The sequence below is a fragment of the Leifsonia sp. NPDC102414 genome (assembly GCF_044765685.1).
GTDB lineage: Bacteria > Actinomycetota > Actinomycetes > Actinomycetales > Microbacteriaceae > Leifsonia.
This window is the reverse complement of sequence record NZ_JBIWKN010000001.1, coordinates 1,092,923-1,107,730: the sequence shown is the minus strand read 5'-3', so window position 1 is coordinate 1,107,730 and position 14,808 is coordinate 1,092,923. Positions and strand designations below refer to the sequence as shown.

General features: G+C 68.9%; 11 protein-coding genes. 6 read left to right on the top strand and 5 right to left on the bottom strand.

The annotated features are described in order from the left end of the window. Positions 1-42: 42 nt before the first annotated feature. Positions 43-1,575, bottom strand: coding sequence for a leucyl aminopeptidase (locus tag ACIRCZ_RS05315; protein WP_402850401.1), 1,533 nt, complete (start codon positions 1,573-1,575; stop codon positions 43-45). A 130-nt stretch (positions 1,576-1,705) separates the two neighbouring features. Between ACIRCZ_RS05315 and ACIRCZ_RS05310 the strand changes: the two genes are divergently transcribed. The 5 genes from ACIRCZ_RS05310 to ACIRCZ_RS05290 all read left to right on the top strand — a co-directional run bounded on the left by ACIRCZ_RS05310 (position 1,706) and on the right by ACIRCZ_RS05290 (position 7,553). Further along, positions 1,706-2,638, top strand: a complete 933-nt coding sequence (locus ACIRCZ_RS05310; protein WP_055896211.1) for a proteasome assembly chaperone family protein — start codon at positions 1,706-1,708, stop codon at positions 2,636-2,638. A 28-nt stretch (positions 2,639-2,666) separates the two neighbouring features. Next, a complete protein-coding gene (locus ACIRCZ_RS05305) occupies positions 2,667-4,007 on the top strand; it encodes a nitrate/nitrite transporter (RefSeq protein WP_402850398.1) in 1,341 nt (446 codons plus the stop codon). A gap of 235 nt (positions 4,008-4,242) precedes the next feature. Continuing rightward, positions 4,243-5,556, top strand: a complete 1,314-nt coding sequence (locus tag ACIRCZ_RS05300; RefSeq protein WP_055896217.1) for an RNA polymerase sigma factor — start codon at positions 4,243-4,245, stop codon at positions 5,554-5,556. A 9-nt stretch (positions 5,557-5,565) separates the two neighbouring features. After that, positions 5,566-6,840, top strand: a complete 1,275-nt coding sequence (locus tag ACIRCZ_RS05295; RefSeq protein WP_055896220.1) for a MurT ligase domain-containing protein — start codon at positions 5,566-5,568, stop codon at positions 6,838-6,840. Continuing rightward, on the top strand, positions 6,837-7,553 hold the full coding sequence (locus ACIRCZ_RS05290) for a type 1 glutamine amidotransferase (protein ID WP_055896223.1): 717 nt from the start codon (positions 6,837-6,839) through the stop codon (positions 7,551-7,553). Before ACIRCZ_RS05295 ends, ACIRCZ_RS05290 begins: the two co-directional genes overlap by 4 nt. Before the next feature lie 258 nt (positions 7,554-7,811). Here ACIRCZ_RS05290 and alr read toward each other — a convergent pair whose 3' ends face one another. From alr to ACIRCZ_RS05275, 3 genes are read right to left on the bottom strand one after another with little or no spacing between them, the layout of a single operon-like run. Next, positions 7,812-8,888, bottom strand: coding sequence for an alanine racemase (gene alr / locus ACIRCZ_RS05285; RefSeq protein ID WP_055896226.1), 1,077 nt, complete (start codon positions 8,886-8,888; stop codon positions 7,812-7,814). Beyond that, a complete protein-coding gene (locus tag ACIRCZ_RS05280) occupies positions 8,885-9,610 on the bottom strand; it encodes an alanine racemase C-terminal domain-containing protein (RefSeq protein WP_402850392.1) in 726 nt (241 codons plus the stop codon). The genes alr and ACIRCZ_RS05280 overlap by 4 nt, the downstream gene beginning before the upstream one ends. Positions 9,611-9,641: 31 nt before the next feature. After that, entirely contained in the window at positions 9,642-9,878 is a 237-nt protein-coding gene (locus ACIRCZ_RS05275; RefSeq protein ID WP_402850389.1) for a hypothetical protein, read from the bottom strand. Positions 9,879-10,090: 212 nt separating this feature from the next. On the opposite strand from ACIRCZ_RS05275, the gene ACIRCZ_RS05270 reads away from it, so the two are divergent. Then, positions 10,091-12,175, top strand: coding sequence for a type IIA DNA topoisomerase subunit B (locus ACIRCZ_RS05270; protein ID WP_055896235.1), 2,085 nt, complete (start codon positions 10,091-10,093; stop codon positions 12,173-12,175). A gap of 91 nt (positions 12,176-12,266) precedes the next feature. Here the strand turns inward: ACIRCZ_RS05270 and ACIRCZ_RS05265 are convergent, their stop codons facing one another. Then, positions 12,267-14,744 (bottom strand): DNA topoisomerase (ATP-hydrolyzing) subunit A, encoded by a 2,478-nt coding sequence (locus ACIRCZ_RS05265; RefSeq protein ID WP_402850386.1) that lies wholly within the window; start codon positions 14,742-14,744, stop codon positions 12,267-12,269. Between the last annotated feature and the right edge of the window lie 64 nt (positions 14,745-14,808).

Genomic DNA, 14,808 nt, shown 5'->3' with positions numbered 1-14,808 from the left:
CGTTTGAATGCGGCAAGAATTTTTCTTGCCCATACGACCCTACTACTTCCGGGAAAAGTCCTCGGCCAACCGGATGAGCGCTCGCACCGTGACGGCGGTCGGTCCCTTGCCGGTGAAACCGTATGGCGAGGCAGGTCCCTTGGCCGGCCCGGCGATGTCGAGGTGGGCCCACGGGATGCGCGGCGAATCCTCAGCATCTCCTGTGCGTCCGACGAACTCCTGCAGGAAGACGGCTGCGAGCAGCATCCCGCCTGCGGTGTTGCCAGGGTTCGCGTTGGCGATGTCGGCGACTTCGGAGTTGATGGTCGCGCGCAGCTCGCCGGGCAGCGGCATCGGCCAGAGCAGTTCACCGGACGCCTTCGCGGCCTCGACCACCTCGCCGACCAGGGCGTCGTCTCCCATGACGGCGGCGTAGCGGGTGCCGAGCGCGACCATGGCAGCGCCGGTGAGCGTCGCGACGTCCACGATCGCGTCCGGCTGCTCCTCGCTCGCCGCGACCAGTCCGTCCGCCATCACCAGACGGCCTTCCGCATCCGTGTTCAGCACCTCGACGGTCCTGCCCCCGCGGATGCGCAGCACGTCGTTCGGCCGAATCGCCGAGCCGGACGGCATGTTCTCCGCGATGCAGAGCCAGGCCGTCACCTTCACGGGGAGGGCGAGCCTGGCGGCGGCGAGCACGACGGCCAGCACCGTGGCGGCGCCGGTCATGTCGTACTTCATTCCGACCATCCCGGTCGGCGGCTTGAGCGAGAGCCCGCCGGTGTCGAACGTGATGCCCTTGCCGACCAGCGCGAGATGCTTCCCGGCTCCCGCGGGCGCGTAGGTGACCTTGACCAGTCGCGGCGGCCTGGCGGAGCCCTGGCCGACCCCGAGGATGCCGCCGAAGCCGCCTGCTTCGAGCTGCGTCTCGTCCCACACCCGCACCTCGACCGGCAGCCCGGCGGCGGCGCGCTCTGCGGCGTCGGCGAGGGTCGCCGGGTAGAGGTCGAGCGGCGGCGCGTTGACGAGGTCCTTGACGAGCGCGACGGCCTCTGCGGACGCGACAGCGCGGGCGACGAGAGCGTCAGCCCCGGATGCGTCGTCGCCGGATGCGCCGGCAGGCATCCCGACGACGTCGATGGATGCGACAGGCGCCTTCACCGACGCCTTCGACGCCTCGCGGTACTCCGTGAAGGCGTACGAGCCGATCGCCGCGCCCTCCAGCGCGGCCGCGAGCTGCTCGTCGCCGTCCGTCGGCAGGGCGACCGTCACCGCGGCCGTGCCGGCCAGCTGGCGGATTCCGCTGCCAGCGGCGTACCGCAGCGCGTCCGCATCCACCGGCTCCGGCAGTCCGATCACCGCGAGCGATGGGCCCGTCCCGCTGCCAGGCAGCCGCACCAGCTCGTCCTTGCCGCCGCCGAAGCCGACGGCCTGGAGCTGCGCTGCGACATCGCCAGCCGCGCGCACGACGTCTTCGACGGCCGAGGCGGCCGTCACGACGATCGAGCCGCCGGATGCGCGCGCGCCGATCAGGAGCACGTCGCCTGCCGGGGAGACGACGGAGGAGGACGAGAGCGAAAGAGAGGGGACGGTCATGCTTCGAATCTAGCCGTTCGGCCCCGGTGCGCCAGTGCGGTGGGGGTCGGGGGTGCGTGTTCGCTGTGGGCGTGCGACTTCGAAGCCCGTTCGCAGCGTCGGGCCGGAACGGTCGGCCTAGAGTTGAAATATGCATGATCCGGCCGAGCTGTACGACCTGAACGAGCCCCTCTCCGAGGTGCCGGAAGGGCTCAACCTGGTCGCCGGTCTGACCGGCTTCGCCGACGCCGGTTCCGGCGTCACCCAGCTCGGCACCTATCTGCTCGGCACCCTCGACAACGAGGTCGTGGCCACGTTCGACACGGACATCCTGCTCGACTACCGCGCCCGCAGGCCGATCATCTACTTCGACCAGGACCACCTCACCGACTACCAGCCGGCGTCGCTCAAGCTCTACCTCGCGTACGACGAGCTCCGCCAGCCGTTCCTCCTCCTCTCCGGGTTCGAGCCGGACTTCCAGTGGGAGCGCTTCACGCAGGCCGTCCTCGACCTCATCGACAGGCTCAAGGTCAAGTCGGTCACCTGGGTGCACTCCATCCCGATGCCCGTGCCGCACACCCGTCCCATCGGCGTCACGGTCAGCGGCAACCGCACCGACCTCATCGACTCCATGTCCATCTGGAAGCCGCACACCCAGGTGCCGGCGAACGCCCTGCACCTGCTGGAGTTCCGGCTGCAGCAGCTCTCGTATCCGATCGCAGGGTTCATCCTGCTCATCCCGCACTACCTGGCCGACACCGAATACCCTGCGGCGGCGATCGCGGCGCTCGACAGCATCAGCGCCGCGACAGGGCTGATCTTCCCCACCGACCGGCTGCGTCAGGAAGACAGGGAGTTCGTCGCGAACATCGACGAGCAGGTCGACCAGAACGCGGAGCTCGGCCGCCTGGTCGGCACTCTCGAGGAGCGGCACGACAGCTATATGGAGGACAACCAGCTCCGGTCGCCGCTGACCGACCGCGACGGCGAGCTGCCGAGCGCGGACGAGATCGCCGCCGAGCTGGAGAACTTCCTCGCCTTCCGTCGCCACGGCGACGAGGAGAACGGCCCGACCGCATCCTGAGGCACCCAGGCGGTAATACGCTGGTGAGGTGAATTCGCGGCGCTCCTGGCTCATCTTCGGGGTCGGCGTCTTCGCGTACCTCGTCGCTGTCATGCAGCGCACCAGCATCGGCGTCGCCGGGGTCTCCGCCACGGAGCGCTTCCACAGCACGGCGTCCGTGCTGTCGACGCTCGCCGTCGTGCAGCTCATCGTCTACGCCGCCATGCAGATCCCGGTCGGCGTGCTCATCGACAGGGTCGGCTCCCGCACCCTGATGGCGGTGGGCACCGCACTCATGATCGTCGGTCAGGTGACCGTGGCGTTCGCGCCGACCATCGGGGTCGCGATCATCGGGCGCATCCTGGTCGGGGCAGGGGATGCGACGGTCTTCACCTCGCTCATGCGGCTGATCAACTCGTGGTTCAGGGGGAGGCTCGTGCCTCAGCTGTCCCAGTGGATCGGCAACATCGGCCAGCTCGGTCAGGTGCTGTCCGCGATCCCGTTCGCGCTCATCCTGCACCAGGCCGGCTGGACGACCGCTTTTCTCAGCGCCGCCTCGCTGTCGGTCATCGCGCTGATCGGGATCGTCGTCGCGATCTCCGACCGCCCGGTCGGCTCGACGGAGGGACCGCGCCCCGCGAGCTGGGGTGAGTCGCTTCGCCAGTTGCGGATCAGCCTCGCCAGACCCGGCACGCAGCTCGGCTTCTGGTCGCACTTCGTCACCCAGTCCTCCGGGACCGTGTTCAGCCTGATGTGGGGGCTGCCCTTCATGGTGTTCGCGCTCGGCATGGACCCTGCGGAGGCCTCGGGACTGCTGATCGTCGCCGTCGTCGCCGGACTCATCTCCGGTCCGATCCTCGGCGTGCTGACGGCGCGGTATCCGCTGCGCCGCAGCAACCTCGTGCTCGCGATCGTGGCGATGATGGGCGTGGTCTGGGCCGTCGTGCTGCTCTGGCCGGGGACTCCGCCGCTCTGGCTGCTGATCGTGCTGCTGGTCGCCATCGGGATCGGCGGCCCAGGCTCGCTGATCGGCTTCGACTTCGCGCGCACCTCCAACCCGCTGCACAGCCTCGGCTCTGCGAACGGCATCGTCAACGTCGGCGGTTTTCTGGCCAGCTTCGTGATGATGTTCCTGATCGGCGTCGCCCTCGATGCGCAGAACACGGCGCACATCGCGGCGGGAGGCGCGGCCGACCTCTACGCTCTCGATTCGTTCCGCTGGGCGTTCGCCATCCAGTACCTGATCGTCGGCATCGGCGTGGGCTTCCTCATCCACGCCAGGCGCCGCACGCGCCGCCTGCTCTCCGAGGATGAGGGAATAGAAGTGGCCCCGTTGTGGGTTCTACTCTCCGACGCGTGGAAGAGGCGCGGACGAGGGGCGGCAGGCTGACGGACCGGCAGGACGGCAGCGCAGGGCGGATGGCGCACGTTTGGTCGGGGGTGCCCATGAAACGTGCAATAATTGTTGATCGGACCCGTTCATATCCAGGGGCTCGGAGCATTCTGAATGCTCGGCGCACACACCCAGGACTTGACATGGGTCTTAGTAATGTCCGCACGCAACCTGAGCCAGGCCAAGGCGCTTCGGATTCTCGGCCCCTCCGCTTGGTATGAAAGGTGTTCACATGGCAACCCGTGCAGCAACGAAAGCTCCAGAGGCCGAGGTGACCGAGGCCGAGGTCACCGAGACGGCAGCGGCGAAGACCGCGACGAAGACAGCAGCGAAGAAGACGGCGGCGAAGGCTCCCGCGAAGAAGACTCCGGCCAAGAAGGCTCCCGCCAAGAAGGGCGCGACCAAGGCCAAGGGCGACGAGATCGGCGACGACGACGCCGTCGAGATCGACGAGGAAGAGACGGCTGAGGTCGAGGTCGAGGCTGTCGCAGACGACAGCGACGACGCCGACGAGAAGTCGGACGACGACGACGCGAAGCCCGCCGTTGTCGAAGAGCCCCTCCCGACGGGTGCGCTCGTGCTGCGCGCGGTCGACGAGGACGACGACATCCCCGTCTACTCCACCACGATCACCGGCGCGACGGCCGACCCTGTCAAGGACTACCTCAAGCAGATCGGTAAGGTCGCCCTGCTGAACGCGGCGGAGGAGGTCGAGCTCGCGATGCGCATCGAGGCCGGCCTGTTCGCCGAGGACAAGCTCGCGAACACGCCGAACATGACCAAGGAGCTCGAGCGCGAGCTCAGGTGGGTCGCCCGCGACGGCCAGAGGGCGAAGAGCCACCTGCTCGGTGCCAACCTGCGACTCGTGGTCTCCCTCGCCAAGCGCTACACCGGGCGCGGGATGCAGTTCCTCGACCTCATCCAGGAAGGAAACCTGGGCCTCATCCGTGCCGTCGAGAAGTTCGACTACACCAAGGGCTTCAAGTTCTCCACGTACGCCACCTGGTGGATCCGTCAGGCGATCACCCGCGCGATGGCCGACCAGGCCCGCACCATCCGCATCCCGGTGCACATGGTCGAGGTCATCAACAAGCTCGCCCGCGTCCAGCGGCAGATGCTGCAGGACCTGGGCCGCGAGCCGACGCCGGAAGAGCTGAGCCGCGAGCTCGACATGACGCCGGAGAAGGTCATCGAGGTGCAGAAGTACGGTCGAGAGCCGATCTCCCTGCACACCCCGCTCGGTGAGGACGGCGACAGCGAGTTCGGCGACCTGATCGAGGACACCGAGGCCGTCGTCCCCGCGGACGCTGTCGGCTTCACGATGCTGCAGAAGCAGCTCGAGAGCCTGCTCGACTCGCTGTCCGAGCGCGAGGCCGGTGTGATCCGGATGCGGTTCGGGCTCGGCGACGGTATGCCGAAGACGCTCGACCAGATCGGCGACACGTTCGGGGTGACGCGTGAGCGCATCCGTCAGATCGAGTCGAAGACGATGGCGAAGCTGCGCCACCCGTCCCGGTCGCAGTCGCTTCGCGACTACCTCGAGTAGGCCGGGGGAGTGCGCTACAGGCTAGCGGTCGTCGCCGGTCGTCTCGCCCGCTGGCTGCTGCGCCTGCGCGGCGGCGGCTCTGCCGTGCCGGGACGGGTCGCCCTCGCGATCGCGCCGAAGTTCCTCGAACGCGCCGTCGCCGAGCTTCCGCTCGGCGTCGTGTTCGTCTCCGGATCGAACGGCAAGTCGACCACGACGAACATGCTCACCGGCATCCTGCGCGAGCACGGGCTGACCGTGTTCACCAATCCGTCCGGCGGGAACCTGCCGCAGGGCATCGCGTCCGCGCTGCTCGCGACGGTTCCGCTCGACGGGCGCGTGCGCGCGGACGTCGGCGTGATCGAGGTGGACGAGGCGTACGGCGTCGACCTGGCGACCATCCTCAAGCCGCGCGGCTCTCTGCTGCTCAACGTGCAGATCGACCAGCTCAACCGGTTCTTCGAGCCGACCAGGGTGGTCGGGATGCTGCGGTCGATCGGCGCGTCCTCCTCCGAGTTCGTCGTGGTCAACGCTGACGACGACAGTCTCGCCCGCGTCGGAGCAGAACTGCTCGCCGAGGGGCGTGACGTCTCGACCTTCGCGGTGGCGCCGTCGATCATCGATGCCTCCCCGAACGGCCTGGCCAACGTCAAGGACGTCTCCGGAGTCCCTGCCGGTGCGCTTCCCGTACCCGCGGTGTTCGTCAGCGAGCTGGACGCGCGCAGCGCCCGTCTCGCGTTCGGCGGCGAGAACGTGCAGGTCGCGCTTCCCGCCCGCGGGCTGCACTACGCGGTGGATGCGGCGGGGGCGACGGCGATGGCCCGTCGCGTGCTCGGAGAGCGGTTCCGCCCGGAGGCGGTGGTCGCCGCGATGGCGTCGCTGCGCACCGTGTACGGACGTGGCGAGACCCTGCGGGTCGGCGACGAGGACATCGAGATCATCATGATGAAGAACCCGCCGAGCCTGCAGCTCAACCTCGACTACCTGAGCGCGCCGCCCGAGCAGGTCTTCGTGGCCGTCGACGAGGGGACGCCGGACCCGTCCTGGATCTACGACATCGACCTCTCCTCGATCGAGCACGTGGATGTGGTGTCCGGCACCAAGGCGTGGCAGTTCGCCACGCGCTTCGCGTACGCGGGCATCCCGGTCGACCAGGTGGTGCCGGAGCTGAAGCCGGCGCTCACCGCGTTCCTCGCGCTCCCCAAACCCGCGACGGGCACCAAGACCATGATCGTCAACTACGAGCAGATGATGCTGATCCGCAAGCAGCTCGGGTTCCTCGACCTGGAGGGCGGCGAACGATGAGCGTGCTGCGCATCCTGCACCTGTACCCCGGCGAGCTCGGGATCAACGGCGACGCCGGGAATGTGACCGCACTGGTCGAGCGCGCCGGATGGCGCGGAATCGAGACCGAGGTCGTGCGGCACCAGGTCGGAGCCGTGCTTCCCGACGCGGCGGACATCGTGCACATCGGCAGCGGTCCGCTGTCGTCGCAGCGCGCCGTGCTGGAGGACGTGCAGCGCATCGCGCCTGCTCTTCGTGCGTGGCGGGATGGCGGCATCCCGATCCTGGCGATCGCCGGCGGCTGGCAGCTCCTCGGCAGCGAACTGGTCACGGCGGACGGCGAACGCCTCGCCGGCGCAGGTGTCTTCCCAACGCGCGCGCAGCTCGGAGCGGTCCGGCACGTCGGCGAGATCGTCGTGCGCACGGCACAGGGCACGGTCGCCGGATTCGAGAACCACTCTGCGGTGACCACGCTGGAGGGCGCGGAGCCGTTCGGCCAGATCGTCAGCGGAACGGGCAACGACGGCGGCCAGACCGAGGGCGTCGTGCTGGCCGCATCCATCGGCACGCACCTGCACGGTCCGTTGCTGCCCATGAACCCGTCGCTCGCCGACCGGCTGCTCGCCACCGCGCTGCGCGGGGAGGTCCCTCCGGTGCCGCAGACCGAGAGCGTCGACCGCTACGCGGCCAACGCGCGCCGCGCGATCGCCGAGCGTCTCGGCGTCAAGCTCTAGCCCGCGCATCCTCACCAGCGCCCAGCTGCGTTCGCGCGTGCCAGTCCGTTCGGACGGAGTTCTGCGGCATCCCCGCGCGTATCTCCGTTCGGACGGAGATGTGGACGGCGTGTCGGCCAAGTGCTCCTGTTTTGCGTAACGCAGGAGATCCGGCGCGACGCGCGGTCGGGTTCTCCGTTCAGACGGAGTTCTGCCTCGTTTGCGACGGGTTCTCCGTCGGGAAGGAGAATACGGATGGGGTGCGCAGGCGTGCGCGCGTCAGCCGACGTAGACGCGGGGGACGCGCGCAGCGACGCCGGTGAGCATTTCGTCGGCGATGGTCTCCGCCCAGTCCGCCCACTTCTCGGCGATGACCTCGCCGTTCACTCCCGGGCCGAACAGGATGGCCGTGTCTCCGACGTCCACGCGGCTCGCGCCGACGTCGACGAGCATCGAGTCCGCGTCGACCGCGAGCACCTGGCACGGCAGGCCGCCGATGGCGACGTGCGCCTTGGCGATGCCGAGGGTCGGCACACCGTCCGCGTAGCCGATGCCGATGCGCGCGTGCGTCGTGCCGCCGACGTGGATGTGGGTGACCGGCGCTTCAAGGCGCATCGCCGGGACGAGCCCCAGGTCGGCTCCCGTGCTGTCGTCGAAGGGGGAGACGCCGTAGGCGGCGATGCCGACGCGCACCAGGTCGAAGCGCGCCTCCGGCATCCGGATTCCGGCCGAGCTGGCCGCGAGGTGCAGGATCTCGAACGTCGCACCGTGCTCCTCGGCGACGGTGACCGCCTCCCGGAACTGGGCGAGCGCGGCCTCGTCGTCCTCGATCGAGGCGTCGGCGAGATGCGACCAGGCAGCCCGGATGCGCACGATGCCCTGCTTTTGCAGAGCGACAGCCGCATCCACCAGGCCTGGCCAGTCCTCGCGGGTGGCGCCGTTGCGGCTGAGCCCGGTGTCGACCTTGAGGTGAACGACGGCCGGGCGGTCGGCTCCCGCTGCCGCGATGGCGTCGAGCTGCCAGCGCGCGGAGATGCCGAGCTCGATGTCAGCCTCGATGCCGGCGCGCCAGTCGGTGTCCTGGCCGTGCAGCCAGGCGAGCAGCGGAACGGTGACCCCGGCGTGACGCAGCACGAGACCGGCGGGGATCTCGAGCACCGCGAGCGACGCAGCACCGGAGGCGATGCCCGCCTCGGCGACCGGCAGCAGGCCGTGACCGTACGCATCCGCTTTGACGGCGAGCATGAACTCGGAGGGCGCGATCAGCGCGGCCAGGCGGGAGACGTTGTGGCGGAGAGCGGCGAGGTCGATGACCGCGCGCGGCAGCGGTTCCGCGATGGCGTCGACGATGGTCATGCGCTGTAGACCCTCTCGATGCGTCGGCCGAGCCGCGAGGTGATGACGGGGGCGGCGATGCCGATGGCGTCCGCCCAGTCGAGCACGGTCGGCTCGCCGAGCGCGGCGTCGCCGAAGAGCACGGCAGGATCGCCAGGGCTGGCGTTGCGGCCGTCGAGGTCGACCACGAACTGGTCCATCGCGATGCGGCCCGTCACCCGGCCGGTGTACTCGCCGATGCGGACGGGCGCCTTGTTGGTGGCGACGCGCGGGATTCCGTCGGCGAAGCCGAGGGCGACAAGCGCGAGCGTCGTCTCGTGCGGGGTCCGATAGGTGTAGCCGTATGAGACGCCGCTGTCGGCGGCCACGCGCTTAACTGCGATGATCTCGCCGACCAATCGCATGGCGGTGGCCGATGGATGCGCGCCCGCCGTCAGACCGAACAGCTCGGGGCCGAGCACGGTCGCGCCGGGCGCGGCACCCCGCGCATCCTGGTCGGCGACGCGCGCCCCGGTGAGCCCGGCGTCTGCCAGAGCGGCCGCGTCTTCGAGCCGGGAGACGAGAAAACCGTCGACCCCCGCATCCGACAGCGCACGTGCCACGGGGATGAGCCCGTGGCCGTACGCGTCGGCGCGAAGGTCGGCGGCGAGGTCGGTGGGTGAACCGGCTGTTGCAGCGTTGGCCAGGATGGAGTCGAGGTCGATGTGGGCGCGCCTTCGCACGCCGGTCGGCCGTCCACTCATCGTCTGGGTCGCTGCAGCGTCGCCGGACGCGTTACGCGCGCTGCTCTTCGAAGAGACGTGCCGTCTCGTCGTGCCAGCTGTGCGCGATCTGCGAGAGCTTCTCCTGGTGCTTCTTGCCGTGGTGGGCGCAGAACAGGAGCTCGCCGTTATTCACGGCGACGCGGATGTATGCCTGGGCTCCGCAGCTGTCGCAACGGTCGGCCGCCGTCAGTTGCGGCCCCGATGCGAGCTCGTCAACCGCACCGTTCTCCGTGGTGATCGTCGACATGTGATGCTCCTTTCAGATCGCAACCGTGAACTCGGTATCTCTATAGAACCACGTTCCGCGGGCAACACTGCGCGATTTGCCCGCTATTTCGCTGAACGCGTAGCACACACTCAGCCGGGTGTCGGTGGCGGGCCGTGCATGCGGGAGTACGTAGGCTGGAAGTTGTGTGACGCCGGCACCCATCCGGCGCATCGGAATCGCAAGGAGCGCTCGTGGCGAGCTCGGACTATTCGGCCAGACACCTCTCGGTCCTCGAGGGGCTGGAGGCGGTGCGCAAGCGCCCAGGCATGTACATCGGCTCGACCGATTCGCGCGGTCTCATGCACTGCCTGTGGGAGATCATCGACAACTCCGTCGACGAGGCGCTGGCCGGTCACGGCACGAGCATCGACGTCATCCTGCACAGCGACGACAGCGTCGAGGTGCGCGACAAGGCGCGCGGCATTCCCGTCGACATCGAACCGAAGACAGGGCTGTCCGGCGTCGAGGTCGTCTTCACCAAGCTGCACGCAGGCGGCAAGTTCGGCAGCGGCTCGTATGCGGCGTCCGGCGGCCTGCACGGCGTGGGCGCTTCGGTGGTCAACGCGCTGTCGGAGCGACTCGACGTCGAGGTCGACCGCGACGGCAAGGTCTGGGCGATGTCGTTCCACCGCGGAGAGCCGGGCATCTTCGACGACGGGAAGAACGAGCCGAGCCCCGATGCGCCGTTCACGCCGTTCGTGAAGAACAGCGAACTCCGGGTGGTCGGCAAGGCGGCCAAGGGCGTGACGGGGACGCGCATCCGGTACTGGGCGGATCGGCAGATCTTCACGAAGGGCGCGAACTTCCAGGGGGAGGACCTGATCGGCCGCGCGCGGCAGACCGCGTTCCTCGTGCCTGGCCTCTCGATCAGCATCGACGACAAGCGCAGCGATGAGGGGGAGAAGACCACCTTCGAGTACCAGGGTGGCATCTCCGAGTTCGTCGACTTCCTCGCGCCGGACAGCCCGATCACCGACACCTGGCGCCTGACGGGCAACGGCACCTTCACCGAGACGGTCCCCGTGCTCTCCGACAGCGGGGCGATGCTGCCGACCGAGCTCACGCGCGACTGCCAGGTCGACATCGCGCTGCGCTGGGGCACCGGCTACGACACGGTGATGCGCAGCTTCGTCAACATCATCGCCACTCCGAAGGGCGGCAGCCACCAGACCGGCTTCGACCAGGGGATGCTCAAGTTCCTCCGTGCGCAGGTCGAGCAGAACGCGCGCAGGCTCAAGGTCGGCAACGACAAGCTGGACAAGGACGACGTGATGGCCGGGCTCACCGCCGTGCTCACGGTGCGTCTGCCCGAGCCGCAGTTCGAGGGGCAGACCAAGGAGATCCTCGGCACCCCCGCCGTGCGCGCGATCGTCGCGCAGGTGGTTCAGAAGGCGATGGCGGAGCGATTCGGCTCGTCCAAGCGCGACGACAAGGCGCAGTCCGCACTGCTGCTCGACAAGGTGGTCGCCGAGATGAAGTCCCGCATCTCCGCACGCGCCCACAAGGAGACGCAGCGACGCAAGAACGCGCTGGAGACCTCATCCCTACCGGCGAAGCTGGTGGACTGCCGGTCGAGCGACGTGGCCAACAGCGAGCTGTTCATCGTGGAGGGCGACTCTGCGCTCGGCACGGCGCGGCGCGCACGCGACAGCGAGTACCAGGCGCTGCTGCCGATCCGGGGCAAGATCCTCAACGTGCAGAAGGCGTCGGTCTCCGACATGCTCTCCAACGCGGAGTGCGCGGCGATCATCCAGGTGATCGGGGCCGGCTCGGGCCGCAGCTTCGACCTGGCGACGGCCCGCTACGGCAAGGTCATCATCATGTCCGACGCGGATGTGGACGGTGCGCACATCCGGACCCTGCTCCTGACACTGTTCTTCCGCTACATGCGGCCGATGATCGAGGAGGGGCGGGTGTTCGCCGCGGTTCCTCCGCTGCACCGCGTGATCGTGGTCAACCCTGGCTCGAAGCCGAACGAGACCATCTACACGTACTCGGAGGCCGAACTGCAGGCGGTGCTCGCCGATCTCAAGAAGCGCAACAAGCGCTACCAGGAGCCGATCCAGCGCTACAAGGGACTCGGCGAGATGGATGCGGACCAGCTCGCGACCACGACGATGGACCGCCACCACCGCACCCTGCGCCGCGTGCGCGTCCCCGACGCCGAGCAGGCGTCGCGCGTCTTCGAGCTCCTGATGGGCAACGACGTCGCCCCGCGCAAGGAGTTCATCATCGCCGGAGCAGACGACCTCTCCCGGGCCCGCATCGACGCCTGACCCGCCCCCCCTGAAAATCGAGCCGGGACTTATGCACGCGACACGCCGTGTCGGACGTGCACAAGTCCCGGCTCGATTGCTTGGGGCGGGGTCAGGCGAGGCGGCGGCCGATGGAGCCGACGACCATGTCGAGGGGGGCGCCGGAGGCGTCGCGGCGGACGGGGGTGTCCGGGAGCGTGCGGGCTGCCCCGTCGGGGGCGACGGCCAGCGCGGGCGCGCGACCGACCCAGGCGAGCTGGAGCTCGGTCTCGCCCTTGAGGAAGCGCTGGGAGCGCACCCCGCCGGTCGCACGGCCCTTGGCGGGGAACTCGGCGAACTCGCTGAGCTTGCCGCTGCCGGGGTCTGCGCCGAGCAGCGTGTCTCCGCCCGCCGCGATGGTGACGACGACCGTCTCATCCTTCTCGTCGGCCGGAACGCTTCCGAAGAAGACGACCCGCGCATCCGCACCGAGGTTGATGCCGGCCATGCCGCCGGCCGAGCGTCCCTGCGGGCGCACGGCGGAGGCGGAGAAACGCAGCAGCTGACTGTCGCTCGCCACGAACACGAGCTCGTCCGTCTCATCGCCCTGCACAGCGCCGATCACCTCGTCGCCCGCCTTGAGCGCGATGATCTCGAACTCCGGCTTGTTGGCCCAGTCGCCGGCGGTGACCCGCTTCACAACACCCTGCTTCGTGCCGAGCGCGATCGCCCGCGGGGCATCGAGGGACACGACGGCCAGGATGCGCTCCTTGCGGTCGGCGAGCGCGAGGTAGTCGCCGATCTTCACGCCGGCGCCGAGCTGGATCGAGTTGACGGGAGCGGCGGGCAGGTCGACCGGGGAGAACCGGATGAGCCTGCCGCGGTTCGTGACCGCGCCGATCTCGGTGCGCGTCGTGGTGTCGAGCTGCGACAGGATCGCGTCGTGCTTGCTGCGCCTGGCGGGAGCGGCGATGCGGTCGAGACCGCCATCGTCTCCCGGCTGCTGGTCCACCCTCAGGATGCGGCCGGTGGTCGACAGCAGCACCCGGCACGGCACGTCGGCCACTTCGAGCACGACCTGCTGCTTGCCGCGCGCCGACGCCGTCGCGATGGACGGACGCGCCTCCGTGAGCAGGGTGCGACGCGGCGTGCCGAACTTCACGGCAACCTGTTCCAGCTCGTCGGAGACGAGGGCGTTGATGCGGTCGCGGCTGGACAGCAGCTCTTCGAGCTCGGCGATCTCTGCTTCGAGCTGAGCCTTCTCCGTCTCGAGCTCGATACGGGAGAACTTGGTCAGGCGGCGCAGGCGTAGTTCGAGGATGTAGTCGGCCTGCAGGGTGCTGAGGTCGAACACGTCCATCAGCCTGGTGCGCGCCTGTTCGGTGTCGTCGCTGGTGCGGATGACCTGGATGACCTCGTCGATGTCGACGATGGCGATCAGCAGGCCCTCGACCAGGTGCAGGCGTTCCTTGCGCCTGGCGAGCCGGAACTGCGAGCGGCGCGTGACCACTTGGATGCGGTGGCCGAGGTACACCGACAGCAGCTCGCGCAGTCCGAGGGTCTGCGGGCCGCCCTCGACGAGCGCGACGTTGTTGATCGAGAAGCCGTCTTCGAGCGGCGTGTGCCGGTAGAGCTGTTCGAGCACCGCCTCAGGGCTGAATCCGGTCTTGATGCCGATCACGAGCCGCAGGCCGTGCTGCCTGTCGCTGAGGTCGGTGACGTCGGAGATGCCGGAAAGCTTCTTGGAGTTGACGCCGTCCTTGATCTTCTCGATCACCTTCTCCGGGCCGATCAGATACGGCAGCTCGGTGACGACCAGGCCGCTCTTGCGCGCGGTGATCGACTCCACGGCGACCTTGGCGCGGGTCTTGAAGCTGCCGCGGCCGGTGGCGTACGCATCCCTGACGCCGGAGAGGCCGACGATCGTTCCGCCGGTCGGCAGGTCGGGGCCTGGCACGTACTCCATCAGGTCGTCGAGCGTCGCATCCGGATGCGCGAGCAGATGACGGGCCGCACCGACCACCTCGATGAGGTTGTGCGGCGCCATGTTGGTCGCCATGCCGACCGCGATGCCGCTCGCGCCGTTGACCAGGAGGTTCGGGAAGGCGGCGGGGAGCACATCCGGCTGCATGAGCTGGTTGTCGTAGTTGGGGACGAAGTCGACGACGTCCTCGTCCAGGTCCTCCGCGAGCGCGAGAGCCGCGGCGGCGAGGCGCGCCTCCGTGTAGCGGGGTGCCGCGGGACCGTCGTCCAGGGAGCCGAAGTTGCCGTGCCCGTCGATCAGCGGCACGCGCAGGGTGAAGTCCTGCGCCATGCGCACGAGGGCGTCGTAGATGGCGCTGTCGCCGTGCGGGTGCAGCTTTCCCATCACCTCGCCGGTGACGCGCGCGGACTTGACGTGCCCGCGGTCGGGGCGCAGGCCCATCTCGGTCATCTGGTACAGGATGCGCCGCTGCACGGGCTTCAGGCCGTCGCGCGCATCCGGGAGTGCTCGCGAATAGATGACGGAGTACGCGTACTCGAGGAAGGAGCCCTGCATCTCGGTCGTGACGTCGACGTCTTCGATGCGTTCAGTGGTGCCCGCGGCGGCCTGGTCGTCTGCTGGTGTCATTCGTGCAATCTCGGGAGGGGAGAGAGGGGCCGCAGGCGGTCACGGGTGTGACAAACTGGGCCGG